Annotated in this window: 19 protein-coding genes; 4 read left to right on the forward strand and 15 right to left on the reverse strand. The window is 72.5% G+C overall.

The genetic code is table 11. The features are described from left to right. Positions 1–37 precede the first annotated feature (37 nt). The 5 genes from ffh to ACFCV8_RS11395 form a co-directional block, all read right to left on the reverse strand. Positions 38–1,585 (reverse strand): signal recognition particle protein, encoded by a 1,548-nt coding sequence (ffh, locus tag ACFCV8_RS11375; RefSeq protein ID WP_376685071.1) that lies wholly within the window; start codon positions 1,583–1,585, stop codon positions 38–40. Between the two features lie 118 nt (positions 1,586–1,703). After that, on the reverse strand, positions 1,704–4,181 hold the full coding sequence (locus tag ACFCV8_RS11380; protein ID WP_376685072.1) for a [protein-PII] uridylyltransferase: 2,478 nt from the start codon (positions 4,179–4,181) through the stop codon (positions 1,704–1,706). A gap of 80 nt (positions 4,182–4,261) precedes the next feature. After that, positions 4,262–4,600: a P-II family nitrogen regulator gene (locus tag ACFCV8_RS11385; protein ID WP_376685073.1), complete on the reverse strand. Its 339-nt coding sequence runs from the start codon at positions 4,598–4,600 to the stop codon at positions 4,262–4,264. Beyond that, positions 4,597–5,949, reverse strand: coding sequence for an ammonium transporter (locus ACFCV8_RS11390; RefSeq protein WP_376685074.1), 1,353 nt, complete (start codon positions 5,947–5,949; stop codon positions 4,597–4,599). Before ACFCV8_RS11390 ends, ACFCV8_RS11385 begins: the two co-directional genes overlap by 4 nt. A 316-nt stretch (positions 5,950–6,265) precedes the next feature. Beyond that, positions 6,266–7,741, reverse strand: coding sequence for a hypothetical protein (locus ACFCV8_RS11395; RefSeq protein WP_376685075.1), 1,476 nt, complete (start codon positions 7,739–7,741; stop codon positions 6,266–6,268). A 423-nt stretch (positions 7,742–8,164) separates the two neighbouring features. On the opposite strand from ACFCV8_RS11395, the gene ACFCV8_RS11400 reads away from it, so the two are divergent. Continuing rightward, positions 8,165–8,824 (forward strand): bifunctional DNA primase/polymerase, encoded by a 660-nt coding sequence (locus tag ACFCV8_RS11400; RefSeq protein WP_376685076.1) that lies wholly within the window; start codon positions 8,165–8,167, stop codon positions 8,822–8,824. Between the two features lie 106 nt (positions 8,825–8,930). On the opposite strand, the gene ftsY is transcribed toward ACFCV8_RS11400, so the two are convergent. Next, positions 8,931–10,142, reverse strand: a complete 1,212-nt coding sequence (gene ftsY, locus ACFCV8_RS11405) for a signal recognition particle-docking protein FtsY (RefSeq protein WP_376685077.1) — start codon at positions 10,140–10,142, stop codon at positions 8,931–8,933. A gap of 109 nt (positions 10,143–10,251) precedes the next feature. Between ftsY and ACFCV8_RS11410 the strand changes: the two genes are divergently transcribed. Both ACFCV8_RS11410 and ACFCV8_RS11415 read left to right on the forward strand, forming a co-directional pair. Next, positions 10,252–11,664, forward strand: a complete 1,413-nt coding sequence (locus tag ACFCV8_RS11410) for a purine-cytosine permease family protein (protein ID WP_376685078.1) — start codon at positions 10,252–10,254, stop codon at positions 11,662–11,664. 57 nt (positions 11,665–11,721) lie between these two features. After that, positions 11,722–12,687: an LLM class flavin-dependent oxidoreductase gene (locus ACFCV8_RS11415; RefSeq protein WP_376685079.1), complete on the forward strand. Its 966-nt coding sequence runs from the start codon at positions 11,722–11,724 to the stop codon at positions 12,685–12,687. A gap of 21 nt (positions 12,688–12,708) precedes the next feature. Here ACFCV8_RS11415 and ACFCV8_RS11420 read toward each other — a convergent pair whose 3' ends face one another. The 4 genes from ACFCV8_RS11420 to ACFCV8_RS11435 all read right to left on the reverse strand — a co-directional run bounded on the left by ACFCV8_RS11420 (position 12,709) and on the right by ACFCV8_RS11435 (position 19,099). Beyond that, positions 12,709–14,121 carry a sugar porter family MFS transporter gene (locus ACFCV8_RS11420; RefSeq protein WP_376685080.1) on the reverse strand — a complete coding sequence of 471 codons (1,413 nt, stop codon included), beginning with the start codon at positions 14,119–14,121 and terminating at the stop codon, positions 12,709–12,711. An 81-nt stretch (positions 14,122–14,202) separates the two neighbouring features. After that, a complete protein-coding gene (smc, locus tag ACFCV8_RS11425; protein WP_376685081.1) occupies positions 14,203–17,775 on the reverse strand; it encodes a chromosome segregation protein SMC in 3,573 nt (1,190 codons plus the stop codon). 391 nt (positions 17,776–18,166) lie between these two features. Then, positions 18,167–18,379, reverse strand: a complete 213-nt coding sequence (locus ACFCV8_RS11430; RefSeq protein WP_352276296.1) for a hypothetical protein — start codon at positions 18,377–18,379, stop codon at positions 18,167–18,169. A gap of 438 nt (positions 18,380–18,817) precedes the next feature. Beyond that, positions 18,818–19,099, reverse strand: coding sequence for an acylphosphatase (locus ACFCV8_RS11435; RefSeq protein WP_376685108.1), 282 nt, complete (start codon positions 19,097–19,099; stop codon positions 18,818–18,820). Between the two features lie 159 nt (positions 19,100–19,258). On the opposite strand from ACFCV8_RS11435, the gene ACFCV8_RS11440 reads away from it, so the two are divergent. Continuing rightward, positions 19,259–20,161, forward strand: coding sequence for a CAP domain-containing protein (locus ACFCV8_RS11440; protein ID WP_376685082.1), 903 nt, complete (start codon positions 19,259–19,261; stop codon positions 20,159–20,161). Between the two features lie 78 nt (positions 20,162–20,239). Here the strand turns inward: ACFCV8_RS11440 and ACFCV8_RS11445 are convergent, their stop codons facing one another. The 5 genes from ACFCV8_RS11445 to ACFCV8_RS11465 form a co-directional block, all read right to left on the reverse strand. Beyond that, positions 20,240–20,704, reverse strand: coding sequence for a hypothetical protein (locus tag ACFCV8_RS11445; RefSeq protein ID WP_376685083.1), 465 nt, complete (start codon positions 20,702–20,704; stop codon positions 20,240–20,242). Between the two features lie 96 nt (positions 20,705–20,800). Next, entirely contained in the window at positions 20,801–21,661 is an 861-nt protein-coding gene (gene mutM / locus ACFCV8_RS11450; RefSeq protein WP_376685084.1) for a bifunctional DNA-formamidopyrimidine glycosylase/DNA-(apurinic or apyrimidinic site) lyase, read from the reverse strand. 89 nt (positions 21,662–21,750) lie between these two features. Beyond that, entirely contained in the window at positions 21,751–22,572 is an 822-nt protein-coding gene (rnc, locus tag ACFCV8_RS11455) for a ribonuclease III (RefSeq protein ID WP_376685085.1), read from the reverse strand. 19 nt (positions 22,573–22,591) lie between these two features. Then, entirely contained in the window at positions 22,592–22,765 is a 174-nt protein-coding gene (rpmF, locus tag ACFCV8_RS11460) for a 50S ribosomal protein L32 (RefSeq protein ID WP_003965982.1), read from the reverse strand. Positions 22,766–22,767: 2 nt separating this feature from the next. Then, entirely contained in the window at positions 22,768–23,439 is a 672-nt protein-coding gene (locus ACFCV8_RS11465) for a DUF177 domain-containing protein (RefSeq protein ID WP_376685086.1), read from the reverse strand. Positions 23,440–23,471 lie beyond the last annotated feature (32 nt).

Raw genomic sequence — 23,471 nt, forward strand, 5'->3', positions numbered from 1 at the left:
CCTCGGGACGTCACCGGCCCGCCGGAAACGGTCCGGTTCAGCCCATGAACTTCTTGAACTCGTCCGGAAGCTCGAAGTTCTTGTCGTCCTGCGCGGGCAGCCCGAGCTCGCCGCCCTGCGCCGCCTGCGCCCGGCGGGCCGCCGCGGCCTGCTCCTCGGCCTTGCGCTTCATCGGGTTGCCGCTCTTGCGCTTGCCCTTGGCCTGCTTGACCTGCTTCTTCTGCCGGCCGGGACCGCCGCCCATGCCCGGCATCCCGGGCATCCCCGGCATGCCGCCGCCCTGGGCCATCTTCGACATCATCTTGCGCGCGTCGAGGAACCGCTCGATCAGGTTCTTCACGGCGCTGACGTCGACGCCGGAGCCCTTGGCGATACGGGCCCGGCGCGAGCCGTTGATGATCGTCGGCTCGGCGCGCTCCTTCGGGGTCATCGACTTGATGATCGCGGCGGTGCGGTCCACGTCGCGCTCGTCGATGTTGTTGATCTGGTCCTTGATCTGCCCCATGCCGGGCAGCATTCCGAGCAGCTTGGAGATGGAGCCCATCTTCCTGACCTGCTCCATCTGGGCCAGGAAGTCGTCGAGCGTGAAGTCCTTGCCCTTGCTGGACGCCAGCTTGGAGGCCATCTTGGCGGCCTCTTCCTGGCTGAAGGTCTTCTCCGCCTGCTCGATCAGGGTGAGCAGGTCACCCATGTCGAGGATGCGCGACGCCATGCGGTCGGGGTGGAAGGCGTCGAAGTCCTCGAGCTTCTCACCGTTCGACGCGAACATGATCTGCTTGCCCGTGACATGGGCGATCGACAGGGCCGCACCACCACGGGCGTCACCGTCGAGCTTGGAGAGCACCACGCCGTCGAAGCCGACACCGTCACGGAAGGCCTCCGCGGTGTTGACCGCGTCCTGACCGATCATCGCGTCGACGACGAAGAGGATCTCGTCCGGGCTGACGGCGTCGCGGATGTCCGCGGCCTGCTGCATCAGCTCCTGGTCGATACCGAGGCGACCGGCGGTGTCCACGACCACCACGTCGTACTGCTTGGAGCGCGCGTACTCGACGGAGTCCTTGGCGACCTGGACCGGGTCACCGACGCCGTTGCCCGGCTCGGGGGCGTACACCGCGACACCGGCACGGTCGGCGACGACGCTGAGCTGGTTGACGGCGTTGGGGCGCTGGAGGTCGCAGGCGACGAGCAGCGGGGAGTGGCCCTGGCCCTTCAGCCAGAGGCCGAGCTTTCCGGCGAGAGTGGTCTTACCGGCACCCTGGAGACCGGCCAGCATGATCACGGTGGGCGGGTTCTTGGCGAACCGCAGCCGCCGGGTCTCGCCGCCGAGGATGCCCACGAGCTCCTCGTTGACGATCTTGACGACCTGCTGCGCGGGGTTCAGCGCCTGGGAGACCTCGGCACCGCGTGCCCGCTCCTTGACGTTGGCGATGAAGGCGCGGACGACCGGGAGCGCGACGTCCGCTTCGAGCAGGGCGATACGGATCTCGCGAGCCGTGGCGTCGATGTCCGCCTCGGACAAGCGGCCCTTGCCCCTGAGGTTCTTGAAAGTCGCGGCAAGGCGGTCGGAGAGAGTATCGAACACGGCGCTCGTCGGTCCTCAGGGTCGGGGGCAAAGTGGATTCGGTACCCCAGGGTATCCGGCCCGGCAGGAACGACGACCCCTGCCCGGGAAATCCCGGCGCGGACCGCTCCGGGCGCTCTCAGGCCCGCAGCGCGGCCTCCACCGCGCCCGCCACCGCGAGCGCCCGCTCCCCGGGCAACGGCTTCCCGTCCGGGTCCGTGACGTAGAAGGCGTCGACCGCGTCGGCGCCCAGCGTCGACACGTGCGCGCTGCGCACCCGTACCCCGCGGCCTTCCAGCGCCCTGACGATCCGGTGCAGCAGCCCCGGGGCGTCCTGCGCGCGCACCTCGATCACCGTCGCCCGCCGGGAGCCGGCCTGCGCGACGGTCGCCCTCGGCGACGGGGCCCGGACACCGCGGCGCCGTGCGGCGGCCTCGCGTTCGGCGAGCCTGGCCGGGATGTCCAGGGTGCCGTCCAGCGCGCGGACCAGGTCGGCGCGGAGCCGGTCGGTCCGCGGCAGCGAGCCGTACTCGGCCGCCACCCGCCAGCTCAGCAGCAGCACGTCGGCGGAGCCGCCCGGCCCGGCGGGAAGGCCGGCGGAAAGGTCTGCGGGGAGTTCCACGGCGCGCAGTTCGGCGGAGCGCACGGTGAGGCAGTGCAGCGCGAGGACGCCCGCCGCCGCGGGCAGCGCCCCGGGCCGCTCGGGCAGCGCGATGCGGAGCTCGACGCCGACGGGCTCCGGACCGCCGGGCGGCCCGCCGTGTTCGGTACGGGTGCGCAGGGCGAGGACCGGGCCGCCGGTGCGCAGGGCCTCGACGGCGAGGCGTTCCTGCTCGGCGCCCGGCGCGGCCGGTTCCGGTTCCCGCGGGGCGCGCCCGGCGAGCACGGCGGCGACGCGGCGCACCAGGTCGGCGACGAGCGCGGCGCGCCAGGCGGACCAGGCGGCCGGCCCGGTGGCGAGGGCGTCGGCCTCGGTGAGCGCGTGCAGCAGCTCCAGGGTGGTGGCGTCGCCCACCGCGTCGGCGACGAGGCGGACGGTCGCCGGATCGTCCAGGTCGCGCCGGGTGGCGGCCTCGACGAGGAGCAGGTGGTGGCGGACGAGAGCGGCGACGACGTCCGCGTCGGGCCGGCCGAAGCCGATCCGGGCGGCCGTCTCCCGGGCGATGGCCGCACCGGTCGCCGCGTGGTCGCCGGGCCGTCCCTTGCCGATGTCGTGGAGGAGGGCCGCGATCAGGAGAAGGTCGGGGCGGTGGACGCGGCGGGTGAGGGCCGAGGCGCGGACGGCGGTCTCGATCAGGTGGCGGTCGACGGTCCAGGTGTGGACGGGGTTGCGCTGGGGACGGCAGTGGACGTGTTCCCAGGCCGGGAGGGACCGGGTGATCAGCCCTTCGGTCTCCAGCGCCTCCCAGACCCGGACGGTGGCCCCGCCCGCGCCGAGCAGGGTGACGAGCTGTTCGCGGGCCTCGGCGGGCCAGGGCACCGGCAGCGGACGCCCGGCGACGGCGAGTCTGCGTACGGCGTGGCGGGAGAGCGGGAGCCCGGACCGGGCGGCCGCGGCGGCGGCGCGCAGCCAGAGCACCGGGTCGTGCCCGGGGCGGGCGGTGCGGGCGAGGACCGCCTCGCCGTCGGCCTCGACGACCCCGTCGGCGAGCGGGGTACGGGGCGTGCCGGAGGTCCGTCCGCCGCCGGGCACGGAGCGCGGGCGGGGCCGCGCGGACCGGGCGCGCAGCACCCGCCCGACCTCGCGCCAGGTGACGTCGGCGGCGTACGAGACGGTGCGGGCGGCCCCGTAGACCCGGCGGAGCAGGGTGTCCGCGTCGGGCAGGCCGAGTGCGGTGGCGACCTGGTCCTGTTCCTGGAGGGCGAGCCGGTCGGTGGCGCGGCCGGTGGTGAGGTGGAGGGCGTCGCGTGCGTCGAGCAGGACCCGGCGGGCGTCGGCGAGGCCCTCGCGGGGGGCGTCGGCGATCCAGGAGGCGGCGACGGCGCGCAGCGCGGTGGCGTCCCGCAGTCCGCCGTGGGCCTCCTTGAGGTCGGGTTCGAGGAGGAAGCGCAGTTCGCCGTGGCGTTCGGCCCGTTCGCGGCAGAGCGCGTCGAGGGCGGGCAGGTGGTGGGGGGCCTGGTCGCGCCAGTCGGCGAGGACCGCGGTGCGCAGTGCGGCGACGAGTCCCGCGTCCCCGGCGAGGGGCCGGGCGTCGAGCAGCCCGAGCTGGACCCTGAGGTCGGCCCCGGCCGCCCGGCGGGCCTCGGCGGGGGTGCGTACGCAGTGGTCTAGGGCGATGCCCAGGTCCCAGACCGGGTACCAGAGGCGGTCGGCGAGGGCGGCGACGACGGTGGGGGCGGCGCTGCCGTCGTGCAGGAGCAGCAGGTCGAGGTCGCTGCGCGGGGAGAGCTCGCCGCGCCCGTAGCCGCCGACGGCGACGAGGGCGGCGCCGTGGACGCCGGTCCGTGCGGTGGCGGCGGTGAACAGGGCGGTGAGCCAGTCGTCGGTGAGCGCGGCGAGGGCGGCGCGGCGCGGCGGCCCGGTCGGCGCCGCCGCCCGCAGGAGGCGCAGCCGGGCCGCCGGATACCCGCCGGGCTCCGGGCCGGTGGGCCCGGTGGTCGTACCGGTGCTCGTCATCCGGCTGCCTTTCGTCTCGGGGACCGGTGGTCGGCCGACGGGGTGCCCCGGAGAGGTCCCCGTGGCACCCGGGCTCCGGTTCAGAGGGCGTCCGGGCCGCGTTCGCCCGTCCGTACCCGGACCGCGGTGTCGACCGGCACGCTCCAGACCTTGCCGTCGCCGATCTTGCCGGTGCGGGCGGCCCGGACGACGACGTCGATGAGCTGCTCGGCGTCCGCGTCCTCGGCCAGGACCTCGATACGGATCTTGGGGACGAGGTCGACGGTGTACTCGGCGCCCCGGTAGACCTCGGTGTGGCCGCGCTGGCGGCCGTATCCGCTCGCTTCGGTGACGGTGAGGCCCTGGACGCCGAAGGCCTGGAGGGCTTCCTTGATCTCGTCGAGCCGGTGGGGCTTCACGACCGCGGTGATGAGTTTCATGCGTCCACCTTCTTCGTCTTCGCCGCTGCCGTGGTGGCGGGGGCCGGTTCCGTGGCGCGCGGGGCGCTGCCGCCTCCGGCTCCGCTGAAGTCGTAGGCGGTCTCGGCGTGTTCGACCCGGTCGATGCCGGAGACCTCGTCGTCCTCGTCGACCCGCATGCCGATCGTCCGGTCCAGCAGGAAGGCCAGGGCCGCGGAGACGGCCAGGGAGTACGCGAGGACGGCGGCGACGCCGACGGCCTGCTTGCCGAGCTGGTCGAGGCCGCCTCCGTAGAAGAGGCCCCTGGCCTCGGACTGGACGCCGCCGGTGGCGAAGAGGCCGACGAGCAGGGAGCCCGCGATGCCGCCGACCAGGTGGACGCCGACCACGTCCAGCGAGTCGTCGTAGCCGAACCGGTACTTCAGGCCGACGGCCATGGCGCAGAGCACCCCGGCGACCGCACCGACCGCGATCGCGCCGAGCGGGCTGACCGCGCCGCCGGACGGGGTGATCGCGACGAGCCCGGCGACCGCCCCCGATGCCGCGCCGAGGGTGGTGAAGGAGCCGTGGCGCAGCTTCTCGTAGCCGAGCCAGGCGAGCATCGCGGCGCCGGTGGCGACCTGGGTGTTGACGAACATCACCGCGCCGACGCCGTCGTCGTTGCCGAGCCAGGACCCGGCGTTGAAGCCGAACCAGCCGAACCAGAGCAGTCCGGCGCCGAGCATGACGAGCGGCAGGCTGTGCGGGCGCATCGGGTCCTTCCCGAAGCCGACGCGCCTGCCGATGACCAGGATGACGCCGAGCGCCGCGGCTCCGGCGTTGATGTGGACGGCCGTGCCGCCCGCGAAGTCGATGACGCCCATCTCGTACAGCCAGCCGCCCGCGCCCCAGACCCAGTGGGCGACGGGGAAGTAGACGACGGTGACCCAGAGCGTGATGAACAGGGCCCAGGAGGTGAATTTCACCCGGTCGGCGAGGGCGCCGCTGATCAGGGCCGGGGTGAGCACGGCGAACATCAGCTGGAAGACGGCGAAGACATAGACCGGGATGGTGTAGCCGTCCCAGAGCTGGGTGACGCCGATGCCGCTGAGCCCGAGGTAGTCGGAGCTCCAGCCGACGACGGAGCCGATGTCGGTGCCGAAGGCGAGGCCGAATCCGTAGAGCACCCACAGGACCGTGACGATCCCGAGGCCGATGAAGCTCATCATCAGCATGTTGAGGGTGCTCCTGACCCGGACCATGCCGCCGTAGAAGAAGGCCAGGGCGGGGGTCATGAGCATCACCAGGGCGGAGCAGATCAGCATGAACCCGGTGTTGGCGGCGGACAGGGTCGGGGTGTCCGCGGCAAGCGTCGTGATGCCTGGGGGCATCGGCGTCTCCTCGTCGTCGAAGCGGCCGCGTGCGGGCGGTGGGGAGCAGCACCACGTGCGGGACCACTGGGGAAGGGTGCGGGCCGGTTGTGGGCACGAGATTCGCCCAGCGCGGTTTCCACCGGTGCCGCGCGGTGTTTCGCGGCGGTGACGAAGAGGTCCGGTGTGTTACGCGGCCATGAACCGCGGGTTGACGGGAGCCTTGAGGGGTACGGCGACGCGGACCGGCCGCGTCGGCCACCCGCTGACCTGGCAATGGGGGGAGCCGAAGTCGGTCGGTGCGGGGTGGCCGGCGCGGCCGGGGTCGGGGTGCCGTTCAGACCGCTTCCGCGGTCTCCGGCAGCTGTTCGGTGAGGAGGTCGGTGAGCCTGGCGACCTCGGGGATGTCCCCGAAGTCCCGGGCGGCGGTGTCGACGGTCTTGCGGAGGCGGGTGTTGACGCGCTCGGAGCGGACCTTGCGGGCGACCTTCAGGGCCTGCTCGGCCAGGACGGTGGACTGCTCGGGCTCCCGCTTGAGGAGGTGGACGGTGGCGAGGCCGATCAGGTTGAGCGCGTACGACCGCTGGTGCTCGTCGTCCTCGCCGAAGAGCTGGACGGCCTTCTCCATCAGGGGTTCGGCGAGCGAGGCGTACGTGGGGCTGCGGCCCGCCACGTAGGCGAGGTCCCGGTAGGAGTGGGAGTTCTCGCCGTTGAGCTCGGCCTCCGAGAAGAAGCGGATCCAGTCGGGCTCGGGCTCGCCGTCGAGCCCGACGTCGAGGAAGGTGTCCTCGGCCATCCGGACGGCCCGTCGGCACTTGCTGGGCTGGCCCATGTTGGCGTAGGCGCGGGCCTCCATCGCATACAGCATGGCCTGGGTGCGCGGGGTGGCGCAGTCCCGGCTGCCGTACTGCGCGAGGTGGATCAGCTCGAGGGCGTCGTCGGGCCGTCCGAGGTGGATCATCTGGCGGCTCATGCTGGAGAGGATGTACGAACCCAGCGGCTTGTCACCGGCCTCCTTGGAGGCGTGGAGGGCGAGCACGAAGTACTTCTGGGCGGTGGGCTGGAGGCCCACGTCGTAGCTCATCCAGCCCGCGAGCTCGGCCAGCTCCGCGGCGCACCGGAAGAGCCGCTTGGCGGTGGCCTCCGGCTGCTGCTCCTGGAGCAGGTCGGTGACCTCGTGGAGCTGTCCGACGACGGCCTTGCGGCGCAGCCCGCCGCCGCACTGCGCGTCCCACTGGCGGAACATCGCGGTGGTGGACTCCAGCAGATCGAGCTCGGGGCCGGAGAGCCGGGACGGGCGGTGGGACGGGGCAGCGGGCTCCGGCTCGGCGGCAACGGGGGCGGAGACCGGCACCAGCCAGCGCTGCATGGGCTCGATCAGCGCGGGCCCGGCGGCCAGGGCCAGTGAGGAGCCCAGGAATCCGCGCCGGGCGAGCATCAGATCACTGCGGGAGAACTCACTGAGCAGGGCGACGGTCTGCGGGCCCGCCCAGGGCAGGTCGACACCGGCGACCGAGGGCGACTGGTGCGCGGAGCGCAGACCCAGGTCCTCGACGGCGACGACCGAACCGAAACGCTCCGAGAACAGCTCGGAGAGAATGCGCGGAATCGGCTCGCGGGGCTGCTCGCCGTCGAGCCAGCGCCGCACCCGGGAGGTGTCGGTGCTGACGTGGTGGGCGCCCATCTGGCGCGCCCGGCGGTTCACCTGGCGGGCCAGCTCGCCCTTGGACCAGCCGCTGCGCACGAACCACGAACTCAGTTGCGCGTTGGGGCGCTTTCCGGCATTCGAAACGCCTGCGCCGCTGCCACTCACTGGAACGCCCCCATCCCGCTGAATACCTGTCGCGCGAACCATTATCAGAATGCCCTGAGCCGTCGGCGTCGCTACGGAGAAAATGCGCCATCGAACAGGGAATCGAGTTGCCTCCGGCATACCCGTGGGCGCACATACTTCCATGATTCGTGTACCGACGGTAATCCTACGATCACCCCTCGGGCGAGAGGCGCGAAGGAATCGCCACCATTCGCCACCCCTTCGAATGAACGCCACCCCCGCGGGGCGCGATTCACTTGACGCACGCGATCACCAGGGAGCGCAGTGATGCGGGCCGGGACGCGGACGCAATCGCGCGCCCCCGGACACCACCGGCGTGCTCCGGACCGGCGGCGACGACGGAGCGTCATGACCTGCCGGCCGTGTCGTAACCACCGGTGAGTCGGACCCGTTGGAGGGGGTATGGGCTTCACGATCGGCGGCATCCGCGAGATCCGCACCGGCACACGGCGTCGCGGCCGTGCCGCCGAGTGCACGGCACTGGCCGAGTACACCGGGCTGTGGGGCTGGGCCGTCGCGCCGGGTGCGCGGGCCACGGCGGGCCGCTGCTCGTGCGGGGAGGCCGCCTGCCCCTCCCCCGGCGCGCATCCGCTGGCCCTCGCCCCCGAGGTCCCCGCCGGCGCCACGCTCGACACGGTGACGGAGGCGTGGGCCCGGGTGCCGGGCGCCGCGATGATGCTGCCGGTGGGCCGTACGTTCGACGTCCTCGATGTCGCCGAGGCGGCCGGGCGCCGGGCCCTGGCGCGGATGGAGCGGATGGGGCTGCCGCTCGGCCCGGTCGCGGTGACCCCGGCCGGGCGGGCGCAGTTCTTCGTGGCGCCCGGGGCCGCCGCCGAGCTCCCGCAGCTGCTCTACCGGATGGGCTGGGACGACGCGGGGCTGGACCTGAAGGCGCTGGGGCCCGGCTGCCACATCACCGCCCCACCGTCCGACCGGGGCGGCCTGGGTCCGGTCCGCTGGCTCCGCCCCCCGGTGCTGGACACGGCGGCCGCCCCGCCCCCGGCCCGCCTGCTGCTCGGCACGCTGGCGTACAGCTGTCACCGGGCACCGCTCTGCGGCTGATGCCGCGGAGCATGGTCACGCCGTGATGCCGGGAGCCCGACCGCGGTGCTGCCGTGCGGTCGGGCTCTCGGCGTCGTGTGGCGGCTCTTGCCGTCGCGGAGCGGGGTCAGTCGCCGATCAGGGCGTCGACGAACGCCTCCGGCTCGAAGGGGGCCAGGTCGTCCGGGCCCTCGCCGAGGCCGACCAGCTTGACCGGTACGCCCAGCTCGCGCTGGACGGCGACGACGATGCCGCCCTTGGCGGTGCCGTCCAGCTTGGTGAGCACGATGCCGGTGATGTCCACGACCTCGGCGAACACCCGGGCCTGCACCAGACCGTTCTGCCCGGTCGTGGCGTCGAGGACGAGGAGGATCTCGTCCAGCGGCCCGTGCTTCTCGACGACCCGCTTGACCTTGCCGAGCTCGTCCATGAGGCCGGTCTTGGTGTGCAGCCGCCCGGCGGTGTCGATGAGCACCACGTCGGCGCCCTCGGCGATGCCCTCCTTGACCGCGTCGAAGGCGATCGAGGCGGGGTCACCACCCTCGGGGCCGCGCACGGTACGGGCGCCGACGCGCTCGCCCCAGGTCTGGAGCTGGTCGGCGGCGGCGGCGCGGAAGGTGTCGGCCGCGCCGAGCACGACGCTGCGGCCGTCGGCGACGAGCACCCGGGCCAGCTTGCCGGTGGTGGTGGTCTTGCCGGTGCCGTTGACGCCGACGACCATCACGACGCCCGGGGTGTCGAGGCCGCTCTCCGTCTTGACCGCGCGGTCGAAGTCGGTGCCGAGCAGGGTGAGGAGCTCCTCGCGCAGCAGCGCGCGCAGCCCTTCGGGGGTACGGGTGCCGAGCACCCGGACGCGCTCGCGGAGCCGCTCCACCAGCTCCTGGGTGGGAGCGACGCCGACGTCGGCGGTGAGGAGGGTGTCCTCGATCTCCTCCCAGGTGTCCTCGTCGAGGTTGTCCCGGGACAGGAGCGTGAGCAGCCCCTTGCCGAGGGAGTTCTGGGAACGGGCGAGCCGGGCGCGCAGCCGCACCAGGCGGCCCGCGGTGGGCTCGGGAACCTCGACGGCCGGGGCCGCGGGGGCCTCCGGCCCGACGGCCTCGGGGGCCTCCTCGGCGGGGGCCCCGGCCTCGGGCGGGGCGACCTCCTCGACGGTGCGGCGCGGTTCCTCGCGCGGCGTCTCGGCTTCCTCGCCGACACGGGGCTCGGCGGGAGGAGTGATGGTCGGCGTGCTCGACGGCGCCGGGGGCAGCTGCTTCTTCTTGCGGCCGCTGACCACGAGCCCGCTGATCACGCCGACCGCGACCAGGGCGATGACTACAGCAAGGATGACGAATTCCATAACCCACCCAGTATCAGTCACGTCCGGCCGCGGGGACCGCCCCGAAGGATCACCCGTGTATCACCTTGATCGTTATGCACCCTTTGGGGGGAAAGGTACGATCCTGCTCGTGGAGACCCGCGGCCTGGAGCCCGTCCCCGACAGCGAACGCACCGGCCGGGTCCGGACCCTCTTCCCCACCTGGGTCGGCGCGAATCTGACCGTGCTCCTGCTCACCATCAGCGCCGGTCTCGTCGTCCTGAACGGGCTGAACATCTGGCAGGTGCTGGCGGTCGCGGCACTGGCCTCGGTCCTCGGCTTCGGCCTGGTCGGCCTGGTCTCGGTCGCGGGCAGCCGGGGCGGGGCGCCCGGCATGGCGCTGTCCCGGGCGGTCTTCGGGCAGCGCGGCAACCTGCTGCCCGGCGCACTGACCTGGGTGGCCCGCTGGGGCTGGGAGACGGTGAACGCGGTCACCGGCACCTATGCGGCGCTGGCGGTGCTGGACCGGCTCCTCGGGGTCCCGGGCGGCCGGCGCGCCACCCTGGTGGTCCTGCTCGTCTTCGTGGGGTGCAGCTGGCTGGTGTCGGGGCTGGGCATAGGGGCGCTGCGGGTGTGCTGCACCTGGTCGGCGTACCTGTTCGGCGGAGTCAGCGTGCTCGTGCTGATCCATCTGGCCGGTGCCACCGACTGGCACGCCGTGCTGGCCCGGCCGGCCGGTCCGGCGGCGATGGTGGTCGCCGGGGTCGGCACGCTGGCGGCGGGCGGGATCAGCTGGGCCCCGTCGAGCCCGGACTTCGCCCGCTATCTTCCGCGTACCTCCTCCGGCTGGGCGATGACCGGGGCGACCGTGGGCGGCGCGGCGCTCGTCTATCTGCCGATGGTGCTGATGGGGGCGGTGATGGCGGTCGCCGAGCCGGGTCTGGCCGCCGCCCGTGATCCGGTCGCGTTCATCGGCCCGCTGCTGCCGGGCTGGCTCGCGGTGCCCTATCTGCTGTTCGTCGTGGCCGGAATGGTGCTGATCAACGCGATGTCGCTGTACTCGGCCGGGTTCACCGCGCAGACCCTGGGGTTCCGCGTCCCGCGCGCCCGGGCGGTCGGCGTGAACGCCGTGATCAGTCTCCTCCTGGGCACCTGGCTGATGTTCACGGCGGCCGGTTTCCTGGACTCCTTCGTCTCCTTCCTGACGCTGCTCGCCGTGACGTTCTCCGCGTGGATCGGGGTCTTCGCCGTCGACCTGCTGCGGGGGCGGGCGTACGACCCGGTGGCGCTCCTGGACACCACCCCGTCCAGCGCCTACTGGTACACCCGCGGCTTCGCCGTGCCGGCCGTGGCCGCCTGGGCCGCGGGGCTGGTCACGGGACTGCTGCTCACCCGGGTGCGCTGGTTCAGCGGGCCGCTCGCCACCACCTGGGCCGGGCACCAGGGGCTCGGCTGGGCGGCGGCGGTCGTGGTCTCCGCCGGCCTGTACGCCGTACTGCCGCGCCCCGCCGGGCTCCCCCGGACGGGCGGCGGAGGGACCGGGGACACCCCTCTACACTTCTGACGGCTCATCAGTTAATCTCCCGCTCGCCGCGCCCGCCGACGATGGGGAGCACCTCTCATGGCCTTCACAGTGGTCCGGTTCAATCTCGTCGACCCCGACGCCACCCCGGAGCCGCTCTCGGCCCGCTACCGCGCCGCGCTGGAGATGGCGGCGTACGCGGACGCCCACGGCATCGACACCGTGCAGACCGAGGAGCATCACGGCACCGCCAACTCCTGGCTGCCCTCCCCCTTCGCCTTCGCGGGCGCGGTGTTCGGCGCCACCCGCCGGATCGCGGTCACCGTCTCGGCGGTCATCGGCCCGCTGCACGATCCGCTGCGGCTGGCCGAGGACATCGCGGTGCTGGACCTGCTGAGCGCCGGGCGGCTGGTGACGGTGGCGGGGATCGGCTACCGGCCCGAGGAGTACGAGCGGGCGGGCGTCGAGTGGGGCAGGCGCGGCAGGCTCCAGGACGAGCTGCTGGAGACGCTGCTCCGGGCGTGGACCGGTGAGCCGTTCCCGTACCGGGGCCGGACGGTGCGGGTCACGCCGCGCCCGTACACCCAGCCGCACCCCCTGCTGCTGGTGGGCGGCAGTTCGCGGGCGGCGGCGCGGCGGGCGGCCCGGCTGGGGCTGCCGTTCTTCCCGAGCGCGCATCTGCCGGAGCTGGAGGCGTACTACCAGGAGCGGCGCGCGGCGTTCGGGACGGACGGCTTCTGCATGATGCCGTCCGCCGAGACACCGCTGCTGCACGTGTCGGAGGACCCGGACCGGACGTGGGCCGTGTACGGCGAGCACTTCCTGCACGAGGCGCGCACGTACGCCTCCTGGCAGTCCAAGGACATCCGCTCCGCCGTGCGTTCGGCGGCGACGACGGTGGCGCAGCTGCGGGCCGAGGGGGTCTACCGGGTCCTCACCCCCGAGGAGTGCGCCGCCACTGCCGGGCGGCTGGACAGCCTGGTGCTGCACCCGCTGTGCGGCGGGATGCCCGTCGAGGAGGGGTGGCGCAGTCTGCGGCTGTTCTGTTCGGCGCTCGGGCACTGAGGAGCGTCCGCGTGGCGCGGCTCAGCCCATCTCCTCCAGCGCCTTGCCCTTGGTCTCCTTGACGAAGGTGAGCACGAAGGGGATCGAGAGCGCGGCGAAGCAGGCGTAGATGACGTACGTGGCCGAGAGGTTCCAGTCGGACAGGCTCGGGAAGCTCGCGGTGATCGCCCAGTTGGCGAGCCACTGGGCGGAGGCGGCGACGCCGAGCGCGGCGGCGCGGATCCTGTTGGGGAACATCTCGCCGAGGAAGACCCAGACCACGACGCCCCACGACAGCGCGAAGAAGAGCACGAACACATGGGCCGCGACGAGCGCCACCGCGCCCTGGGGGCTGGGCAGTTTGCCGTCGACCAGCTTCGCGGAGAAGGCCCATGCCTCGAAGGCCAGGGCGACGGCCATGCCGGTGGAGCCCGCGAGGGCGAGCGGTTTGCGGCCCACCCGGTCGACCAGGACCATCGCGATGACGGTGCCGATGATGTTGATGATGGACGTGGTGAACGAGTAGAAGAAGGACTGGGTCGGGTCGATGCCGACGGACTGCCAGAGCGTCGCCGAGTAGTAGAACGCCACGTTGATGCCGACGAGTTGCTGGAACACCGAGAGGCCGATGCCGACCCAGACGATCGGCAGGAAGCCGAAACGGGCGCCGAGCAGGTCCTTGAAGGTGGACTTGTGCTCACGGTGCATGGCGGCCTCGATCTCGGCCACCCGGGCGTCGAGGTCGACGCCCTTGCCCTCGACCTCGGCGAGGATCCCGCGGGCCCGTTCCGTGCGGCCGACGGAGATCAGAAACCGCGGCGACTCGGGGATCGCGAAGGACAGCAGCCCGTACAGGAGGGCCGGGACGACCATCACGCCGAGCATCCACTGCCAGGCCTCGAGGCCGCCGATCCGGCCGCGCTGGTCGCCGTCGGCGAGTTGCAGGATGCCGTAGTTGACCAGCTGGGAGATGGCGATGCCGATGACGATCGCCGCCTGCTGGAAGGAGCCGAGCCGCCCCCGGTACGCGGGCGGCGAGACCTCCGCGATGTACGCCGGGCCGATCACCGAGGCCATGCCGATGGCGAAGCCGCCGATGATGCGCCACATGGCCAGGTCCCAGAGCGCGAACGGCAGGGCCGAGCCGACCGCGCTGACGGTGAAGAGCCCGGAGGCGATCCGCATGCACTGGATACGGCCGATGCGGTCGGCGATCCTTCCGGCCGTGGCCGCGCCGATCGCACAGCCGATCAGGGCGATGGCGATGACCTGGGCAAGAGTGGCGGAGCCGATGTCGTAGCGGCTGCGGATGGCCTCGACGGCGCCGTTGATGACCGAGCTGTCGTAGCCGAAGAGGAAGCCGCCCATGGCGGCGGCCGCGGTGATGAAGATGACATGGCCGAGGTGGTCGGGCTGGCTCGCCCCGGCCGCCGGTCCCTGCGCTGTGCTGGTCACATGTGCTCCTGACGCGTCATCCCCCAGTGGCGCACATCTTTCGGGTGCCCACCACTCGAGGAACGGGGGCCGGGAACGGGCTCAGCGCAGCCGCTGGCTGATCACCTTGGAGACGCCGTCGCCCTGCATCGATACGCCGTACAGCGCGTCGGCGACCTCCATCGTCCGCTTCTGATGCGTGATCACGATGAGCTGCGAGCTCTCCTGGAGCTCCTCCATGATCCGGATCAGCCGCTGGAGGTTGGTGTCGTCGAGCGCCGCCTCGACCTCGTCCATCACGTAGAACGGGCTCGGTCGGGCCTTGAAGATGGAGACCAGCAGCGCCACCGCCGTGAGCGAGCGCTCGCCGCCGGAGAGCAGCGAGAGCCGCTTGACCTTCTTGCCGGGCGGCCGCGCCTCGACGTCCACCCCGGTCGCGAGCATGTTCTCCGGGTCGGTGAGGACGAGCCGGCCCTCGCCGCCCGGGAAGAGCCGCGAGAAGACGCCCTCGAACTCGCGGGCCGTGTCCCGGTACGCCTCCGTGAACACCTGCTCGACCCGCTGGTCGACCTCCTTGATGACCTGGACCAGATCGGTCCGGGTCTTCTTCAGGTCCGCCAGCTGCTCGGAGAGGAACTGGTGCCGCTCCTCCAGCGCCGAGAACTCCTCCAGGGCGAGCGGATTCACCTTTCCGAGCTGCTGGTACGCCCGTTCGGCCGCCTTCAGCCGTTTCTCCTGCTCGGCCCGGACGAACGGCCTCGGCCTGTTGCGCGGATGGTCCGGGTCCTCGGGCAGCTCCTCGCCCGCCTCGGCCGGTGACGGCGGTACGAGCTGGTCGGGGCCGTACTCGGCGGTCAGCCCGGCGGGCTCGATGCCCAGCTCCTCCAGCGCCTTCGTCTCCAGCTGTTCGATCCGCAGCCGCTTCTCGGCGCCGAGCACCTCCCCCCGGTGGACGGAGTCGGTGAGCTTGTCCAGCTCGCCCTTGAGTTCACGGCCCCGGCCGCGCTCCGCCGCCAGTTCCCGCTCCCGCTCGCCCTTCGCCGCCTCGGCCACGGCCCGCTCCCGCTCGGCCCGTACGACGGAGACCTCGACGTGGGCGAGGAGCTGGCGGGCGCCGGAGGCCACGGCGGAGGCGACCTCGGCCTCGTGGCGGCGGCGGGCCCGGCGGCGCTCGGCGCGGGTCCGGGCCTCGCGCTCGGCGCGGGCGGCCCGGTCCAGGGAGTCGGCCCGGCCCGCGAGCGCCTTGACCCGCTCCTCATGGGTACGGGCCTGGAGGCGGGCCTCCATCTCGGTCTGGCGGGCGTTGGCCCCGTCGGCGGCGAGCCGGTCCCGTACGGAGGTGTCCGGCTCCTCGGCCACCGGGGTCTCCTCGGCGACGAGCAGCCGCTCGGCCAGCTCCTCGGCCTCCTCGACCGCCCGGTCCAGGGCCTCCTGGGCGCGGGCGGCGGAGGCGGTCATCCGCTCGGCCTCGCCCGCCGCGCCCCGGGCCTGCCCGGCCAGCCGCCCCAGCTGCTGGGAGACCCCGGACTTCTCCCGCTCGGCGGCCCGGCGCCGCTCCCCCAGCTCCTCGGCCAGCCCGGCTGCGGCCCGGCGCCGCTCCCCGGCGATCCGCTGCGCCTCGGCCGACTCCGCGCACCGCACGGCCAGCTCCTCCAGCTGGGCGGCGGCCTCGTCGACCGACGCCTGCACTTCGAGGAGGCTCGGCGCACCGGCGGAACCGCCGTGCGCGAAGTGCGCCGAGAGGATGTCGCCCTCGGCGGTCACGGCCGTCAGCTCCGGGTGCCCCTCGACGAGGTCCTCGGCGTCCTCCAGGGTGGGGACGACCACCATGTCCCGCACCAGCCGGCGCACCGCGCCCAGCAGTCCGGCGGGCCCGCCGACCAGATCGGCCACGGCGGGCGGCCCCGCCTCCGTGGTGACGGCGGGGGCGGGCACCGGCTCCGGCGCCCCGGCCCGCACCCCGCCCAGGAGCAGCGCGGCCCGCCCCGCGTCCTGCTTGCGCAGCAGCCGGACGGCCTCCGCCGCCGCGGCCGGGCCGGTCGCCGCGACCGCGTCCGCCGCCGCACCCAGCGCCGCCGCCACGGCCACCTCGTACCCCGGCGCCACGGTCAGGAGTTCCGCGGCCGGACCGAGCAGCCCGGCGGGCCGGTCCCGCGCCCCGAGCAGCGCGCCCGTGCCGTCCTTGCGGCGCAGCCCGAGGGCCAGCGCCTCGTGGCGGGCCGCCACCGCCGCCCGCTTCCGCTCCGCGGTGGTGGCCGTCTCCCGGGCCGTGGTGAGCGCCGCTTCCGCCTCGGCCAGCTCCCGCCGGGCGGTGTCGTGCCGCTCGCCGAGTTCCTGGTCCCCGGCGTCCAGGCCCGCCACCTCGGCCTTCAGCTGCTCGTACTCCTGCTGGGCGGCGACGGCCCGCTCCCGCGCCTCGTCCCGGGCGGCGGCCAGCCGGTCGATCTCGGCCTGCGCCGAAGCGGCCCGGCCGCGTGCGGCGTTAACCTGGCCGGTGAGCCGGGCGAGCCCCTCGCGGCGGTCGGCGATGGCGCGGGCGGCGTCCTTGAGCCGACGCTCCTCGGCCGCCAACTCCCGCTCCAGCTCGGCACGGTGGGACGCGGTGTCCTCCAGTGCGTGCTCGGCGGCGGTGAGCGCGGCGGTCAGTTCCGCCTCCTGCTCGCGGATCCGGGCGGCCTCCCGCTCCATGTCCTCGGGGTCGCGGCCGCGCCGCTCCTCCTCCACGGGCGCGGAGGCGCTCGTCACCCGGGCGTCGGCCAGCGAGATCGTGCCTCGTACCCGCTCGGCCAGCTGGGACAGCTCGTACCAGGTCTGCTGGGCCCGCTGGAGCCGTGGGGCGAGGCGCCGCACCTCCCCCTCCAGCTCCGCCTCGCGGCCGAGCGCCGCCTCGAGCTCCGCCTCCGCGGCCTCGCGGCGCTGCTTGAGCGCGGCCTCGTCGGCGATCTCGTCGCGCAGCGCGGTACGCAGCACGACCAGGTCGTCGGCGAGCAGCCGCAGTCTGGCGTCGCGCAGGTCGGCCTGGATGACGGCGGCCCGCCGCGCCACGGCGGCCTGGCGGCCGAGCGGCTTCAGCTGCCGCCGCAGTTCGTCGGTGAGGTCCTGGACGCGGGCCAGGTTGGCCCCCATCGCGTCCAGTTTCCGCAGCGCCTTCTCCTTGCGTTTGCGGTGTTTGAGGACGCCCGCGGCCTCCTCGATGAAGGCGCGGCGGCCCGCCGGGTCGGCGTGGAGCACCGAGTCGAGCCGGCCCTGACCGACGATGACGTGCATCTCACGGCCGATACCGGAGTCCGAGAGGAGTTCCTGGATGTCCAGGAGCCGGCAGGTGTCGCCATTGATCTGGTATTCGCTGCCGCCGTTGCGGAACATGATCCGAGTGATCGTCACCTCGGCGTACTCGATGGGCAGCGCGCCGTCGGAATTGTCGATGGTCAGTGACACCTCGGCCCGGCCGAGCGGAGGACGCCCGGTGGTTCCGGCGAAGATCACGTCCTCCATCTTGCCGCCGCGCAGGGATTTGGCGCCCTGTTCCCCCATGACCCAGGAGAGCGCGTCCACCACATTGGATTTGCCGGAGCCATTGGGTCCGACGACGCAGGTGATGCCGGGTTCGAAGCGGAGCGTCGTGGCGGAGGCGAACGACTTGAAACCACGCAGGGTCAGGGCCTTGAGATGCACGCCGCCCGACTCTACCTTTCACTCTCGGTTTCACCCATGAAGGTGCAGGGCACATCAGACGTTAAGAGAAGGGGTACGCCGGGGGGCGGGAGCCGCGCGGGTCCGGGCGGAATCGCCGCCGGACACGGATCCGGCGGAAGGGTCCGGGGAAAAGAAAGAAGGGACGCCGGAGCGCCCCTTTGGTAAATCTTGTGCGGTGTTACGCGCGGTGGTTCCGGTGCAGGTGGTTCTGGTTCCGATGCAACTGCGCATGGCGGATCAACGGCATGTCACGGAAGTGACAGACCAAGAGCAGTGATCTTCAATGATCCGACGGTTTTCCGGAGACGATCCGGGTGATGTTCTCCGACGACTGACGCGTGCGAGCCCGACCGGCCCTGAAGGCCTTCGGTCAGGTCAGCGCCGGCTCCGCCTGAGGTACGTCGATGTCGATGCTGTCGAGCAGCGACTCTTGGTGCTGGGCGGCGGCGGTCAGCGCGTCGTTCTCGTCCTGAATCCGTACGAGCTCGGATTCGAGGTCCTGGACGCGCTGCTGGAGCCGTCGCATCTCGGCGAGGAGTCGCGGGTCGGAACCGCCGACGTAACCGAGAAGCGCCTTTGCCATGATGGATGGTCCTCCACACTGAGTGACCGACCGATGCGGTGTGGGTCGTGAGGGAATCGCACCCGCGGTGCTCGGCATTGCTCTGTCGTCACTGCTGTCCTGCTGCCGAACAGCTCTGCCAAACAGCTAAGGTGCGCGGGGATTTCAGAGTCTCACCAAAAAGTTTGACGGTCAACACGATCACGCCCGGCTGAGGCGGGCATCCCGCGGTGCGCGGCCCGATGATCATGCGGCGCGTCTCTCCTGCGGGGCCCGGCGGGGCGTGGAGATCATCCTTACTGCGGCAGCCTGGCACGTCGGCCGGATCTTGGCAACCATCTGAACATTCCGCAGGTCATTTCATGTGTACGGTGACGACCGGGCCGCCCGACAACCCCTCGCCCCTTATCGAACACGGTCCGAACACGGGGCGTTCCGCATCTCCGGCACGGGCCGTGGTCAGCGGATGGCGAAGCCCTCGTAACCGCCGCGCGGGGTGTCCCATATCTCAGTGACGCCGTCCACACGTCCGGGTGTGTCGGCCGAGCGCAGCCAGTCCAGCAGCCGCTCGCAGTCCCGCCGCCGCCCCTCGGCGACGACCTGTACCCGTCCGTCGTCCAGGTTGAGCGCGAAGCCGGTGAGGCCGCCGATCTCCAGCGCGTTCTCCCTGGTGAACCAGCGGAATCCGACCCGCTGCACCTGGCCGCGCACCCAGGCGGTGAGCCGTACGTCCTCGTTCATGACGTCTTCGTCCATGGCCGAACGCTAACCGGCGGGCCGCCCTCGGAGCACATCCCTCCGCATGTCCATGGCGTACAGTCCGCACCCAATAGACTCACCCGAACGGGTTAAGACCGGTGGCGCCGGAAGAGGCGTCCGGACCTCAGAAGGGCTCAGCAGATGGGACGCCATCGTCGCTCCGCCGTCACTCCGGCCACCGACGAGCACGGGGCGGAGGGTGCGGATTCCCGGCAGAGCGGGCACCGCAGAAAGCGGTCCGGGGCGTCCGTCCGTACGGGAATGGTCGGTGTCTCCGCGGCGCTCGCGGTGGGAGCCGTGGCGATGAGCTCGGGGCTGATACCCGGAGGCGACACCCTCACGATCGGCGGTGGCGCCGCCGACCGGGTACGAGCCGACAGCTCCCCCGACACCCGGGCCCAGGGCGGGTCCGGCACCCCGGCCGAGCGCGGCACCACGGCCGCCGACCGGGGCACCGGCCGGTCGGGCGCCCCCGCGCACGGCCGGGCACCCACGAAATCCCCCTCCGCCACCCCGTCGGCGTCGAAGCCGAAATCGTCCGCCGAGGCGCGGAAGAAGCCCTCCGCCCCCGCCTCGAAGCCCGCCGCGGTGCGGACCACTGCCCCGGCCGCCCCCGAGCACTCCACCACACCGAGGTCGAGCGCCCCCACCGCCCGGAGCTCCGCCGTCACCGGCACCCGGGCCGCCGTGCTCGCACTGGTCAACCAGGAACGCGCGAAGGTCGGCTGCAGCCCGCTGACCGCCAGCTCCCCGCTCGCCTCACTGGCCCAGAACTACAGCGAGGACATGGCCGCCCGCGGCTTCTTCGACCACACCGACCCCGACGGCCGCTCCCCCTGGGACCGCGCCTCGAAGGCCGGCGTCCGGGGCCTGGCCGCCGAGAACATAGCCCGCGGCCAGGCGAACGCACAGGCCGTGATGACCGCCTGGATGAACAGCCCGGGCCACCGTGCCAACATCCTCAACTGCGACTACAAGACCTTCGGCCTCGGCGTCCACTTCGCCTCCGGCGGCCCCTGGTGGACCCAGGAATTCGGCTTCTGACCCGGCCGCCCCGGCCGTCGGCCGTCCGGCCGTTCCCCCGGCAGGGGCCACCGGCAGGAGACATCGGCGGGGCTCTCCTCAGGGCCGCGTGAGCGCGGTTCTCATGGCGGTCATGAGGCTCTGCCGGGCCTCTCTGAACGCACGCCGCGCCTCGGCGCACTCGGGGTCGTCGCGCAGATGTCCGGCCACCACCACGTCCCGGTAGAGGAGCAGGCGGTACGAGGCGTCCCTGGCGATCCGGCCCACTTCCGGGGCGGCCAGCAGCTCCAGTTGGTACTGCTTCGCGTGCACGCCGTGGGTCAGCGTGGCGGCGCGCGCGAGTTCGGCCCGCTCGTCCGCCGGCAGGTGCCCCGACCGGCTCGCGTCGCTTATCGTGTCGCGCGCCTCGGTCAGGGCTTCCAGGAACTGGGCGGACACCGTGCGCAGGGTCTCCCGGTCGCGCTCGCCCGTTTCCCGCCGCCAACGCGCCCGGTCCGTGGCGAGCGTGCTGCCCACCCCGATCAGCGCACCGACCAACGTGGCGACCAACGCTGTCCATTCCATGGCCGCGAGACTACGAGGCCGTCGCGCGCGACGGCCAGGGTTCCCGCGGCTCCTCCCCCGCCCGCAGCGCGCGGGACCGTCCCGGCCCGTGACCGCTCAGGCGGTCGGGCGGGGCGGGCGCTGGCAGCGGGGGCAGTAGTAGCTGGAGCGGTTCATCCAGGGACGGCGGCGGATCGGGGTGCCGCAGCGGTGGCAGGGCTCGTCCTCGCGGCCGTAGGCGTCGAGGGAGCGGTCGAAGTAGCCGGACTCGCCGTTCACGTTGACGTAGAGGCTGTCGAAGCTGGTGCCGCCCTGGTCGAGTGCGGCGTTCATCACGTCGCGGACGTGGCCGAGCAGCTCGGCCGACCTGGGGCGGGTGAGGGTCGCGGTCGGCCGGTCGTAGTGCAGCCTGCTGCGCCAGAGCGCCTCGTCCGCGTAGATGTTGCCGACGCCGCTGATCAGTGACTGGTCGAGCAGGGCGCGCTTGATCGTGGTGCGGCGCAGCCGCAGGGCCGTGTGGAAGGCGGCTTCGTCGAACGCCGGGTCCAGGGGGTCGCGGGCGATGTGCGCGATGGTGTCCGGCAGCCCGTCGGGGGTGTTGTCGTGGAGCGAGAGCCCGCCGAAGGTCCGCTGGTCGACGAAGCGGAGCTCGGTGCCGAGGGCGTCGTCGAAACGGATACGGACCCGCAGGTGCTTCTCGTCCGGCGCGTCCTCGGGCTGCACGAGCAGCTGGCCGCTCATGCCGAGATGGCCCAGGAGCGAGGCGGACTCGTCGTCCAGCGGAATCCAGAGGTACTTGCCGCGCCGCATCGCCGTACCGAAACGGACACCGGCGAGCCGGGCCGCGAAATCCGCGCCGCCGCCCGGGTGGCGGCGGATCGCGCGCGGGTGCAGCACCTCGGCCCCGGCGACGGTGCGGCCGGTGACCCAGCGCTCAAGACCACGCCGTACGACTTCGACCTCGGGCAGCTCGGGCACGATGACGCTCCTGGTGAGGGGTGGATGGGACTACGGGTTCCGGACAGGAAGAAACCCCCGGTGCACCTGGCACCGGGGGTTGCCTCGCCTCAGGCGGGAGCCGCGTCCGTGGACGGCGGGTCCGCGGGGACCTCGGTGGTCCCCGCGTCGGCCGCGGCCTTCGCCGCTGCCGTCCGCTGCTCCGCGGCGGCGCTGATCCCGCGCCAGGCGGACTCCGCCGCCTGCTGCTCCGCTTCCTTCTTGCTACGGCCGGTGCCGGTGCCGTACGAGACACCACCGACGCGAGCAGCAGCAGTAAAGGTCTTCTCGTGGTCCGGGCCGGTCTCCGTGACGATGTACTCGGGGACTCCGAGACTCTCGCCGGCGGTGAGCTCCTGGAGACTGGTCTTCCAGTCCAGGCCGGCACCGAGGTTCGAGGACCTGTCGATCAGCGGGTCGAAGAGCCGGTGTACCAGCTCCGAGGCCGCGCTGAGGCCCTGGTCGAGATAGACCGCGCCGATCACCGCTTCAAGGGTGTCGGCGAGGATGGACGCCTTGTCCCGGCCTCCCGTGCCCTCTTCACCCCGGCCGAGCCGGATGAAGGAGCCGAGTTCGAGGCCGCGGCCCACTTCCGCAAGCGCACGCGAGTTGACCACCGCGGCCCGCAACTTGGCCAGCTGGCCTTCGGGCAGGTCGGGGTGGGTGCGGTACAGCGTGTCCGTGACCACCAGGCCGAGCACCGAATCCCCGAGGAATTCGAGCCGCTCGTTGGTGGGCAGGCCGCCGTTCTCGTACGCGTACGAGCGATGGGTCAGCGCACGCACCAGAAGGGCGGTCTCGAGTCGATACCCGAGCCGCCCTTCCAGAAGCGTGTGGGACGAGGCTGTGTTGACGTTGTCTGCCTTCTTCTTGGCATGGGACAACTCAGACATCGGGCCTCTCACCAGCCGCTCAGACCTCGAGGACCTGGCGCTTGTTGTACGTGCCGCAGCTGGGGCACGCGATGTGCTGCAGCTTCGGCTCCTGGCAACGCTCGCACGAAACCAGGGTGGGGACCGCAGCCTTCCACTGCGACCGGCGGTGGCGCGTGTTGCTGCGCGACATCTTCCGCTTCGGAACAGCCACGGCTACTTCTCCTGCTTCTCGTCGACGCCCGCATCGGCGCCGCCCATGTTGTCCTTCTCGCCGTCCTGAACGGTCTCGGCGAGTCCCTGCAATGCCGCCCAACGGATGTCGACGGCGTCGTGGTGATGATCGGGGTTCTCGTCCAGCCTGACTCCGCATTCGGAGCACAGACCGGCACAGGACTCCCGGCACACCGGCTGCATCGGCAGTGCGAGCACCACCGCATCGCGCAGCACTGGTTCGAGGTCGAACAAGCCGTCCTCGACGAAGAGCCTGTCCTCGTCGTCCTCGGCGTCGTCGGCCGGTTCCGCCCTGGGGCGGCCCCGGTCATCGGCGTCAGGGTACGAGAACATCTCCTGGAAGTCCGCCACGACCTCAAGGCGCAGCGGCTCCAGACACCTTACGCACTCCCCCTCGGTCGACGCACGGGCGGTGCCTGTGACAAGCACCCCTTCCATGACCGATTCGAGGCGGAGGTCCAGCTCCACGGGCGCACCTTCCGGCACACCGATGACCCCGTCGATGCCGAGGACCGCGGGCGGACCGGGTGCGTCCACCGTGCGGGAGAGCCGCTGGAGGGCACCGGGACGCCGTCCCAGCTCGTGCGTGTCGAACACGAGGGGGTTTCGGTGGTCGAGGTGGCCGTTCAGGGCTTTTCCTGCTTTCGCGATCATGTGCAGCGCACATCGGGGGGATGGCCGCCCGG

The organism is Streptomyces sp. NPDC056347 (assembly GCF_042262625.1).
In the GTDB taxonomy this organism is placed as follows: Bacteria; Actinomycetota; Actinomycetes; order Streptomycetales; family Streptomycetaceae; genus Streptomyces.

What these genes read in the sequence shown, in the direction of transcription:
- ACFCV8_RS11380 (WP_376685072.1), bottom strand. Translation starts at nt 4,181, where the DNA reads ATGACGAGCACCGGTACGACCACCGGGCCCACCGGCCCGGAGCCCGGC.
- ACFCV8_RS11385 (WP_376685073.1), bottom strand. Translation starts at nt 4,600, where the DNA reads ATGAAACTCATCACCGCGGTCGTGAAGCCCCACCGGCTCGACGAGATC.
- ACFCV8_RS11390 (WP_376685074.1), bottom strand. Translation starts at nt 5,949, where the DNA reads ATGCCCCCAGGCATCACGACGCTTGCCGCGGACACCCCGACCCTGTCC.
- ACFCV8_RS11400 (WP_376685076.1), top strand. Translation starts at nt 8,165, where the DNA reads ATGGGCTTCACGATCGGCGGCATCCGCGAGATCCGCACCGGCACACGG.
- ftsY (WP_376685077.1), bottom strand. Translation starts at nt 10,142, where the DNA reads ATGGAATTCGTCATCCTTGCTGTAGTCATCGCCCTGGTCGCGGTCGGC.
- ACFCV8_RS11415 (WP_376685079.1), top strand. Translation starts at nt 11,722, where the DNA reads ATGGCCTTCACAGTGGTCCGGTTCAATCTCGTCGACCCCGACGCCACC.
- ACFCV8_RS11430 (WP_352276296.1), bottom strand. Translation starts at nt 18,379, where the DNA reads ATGGCAAAGGCGCTTCTCGGTTACGTCGGCGGTTCCGACCCGCGACTC.
- ACFCV8_RS11435 (WP_376685108.1), bottom strand. Translation starts at nt 19,099, where the DNA reads ATGAACGAGGACGTACGGCTCACCGCCTGGGTGCGCGGCCAGGTGCAG.
- ACFCV8_RS11440 (WP_376685082.1), top strand. Translation starts at nt 19,259, where the DNA reads ATGGGACGCCATCGTCGCTCCGCCGTCACTCCGGCCACCGACGAGCAC.
- ACFCV8_RS11445 (WP_376685083.1), bottom strand. Translation starts at nt 20,704, where the DNA reads ATGGAATGGACAGCGTTGGTCGCCACGTTGGTCGGTGCGCTGATCGGG.
- rnc (WP_376685085.1), bottom strand. Translation starts at nt 22,572, where the DNA reads ATGTCTGAGTTGTCCCATGCCAAGAAGAAGGCAGACAACGTCAACACA.
- ACFCV8_RS11465 (WP_376685086.1), bottom strand. Translation starts at nt 23,439, where the DNA reads ATGATCGCGAAAGCAGGAAAAGCCCTGAACGGCCACCTCGACCACCGA.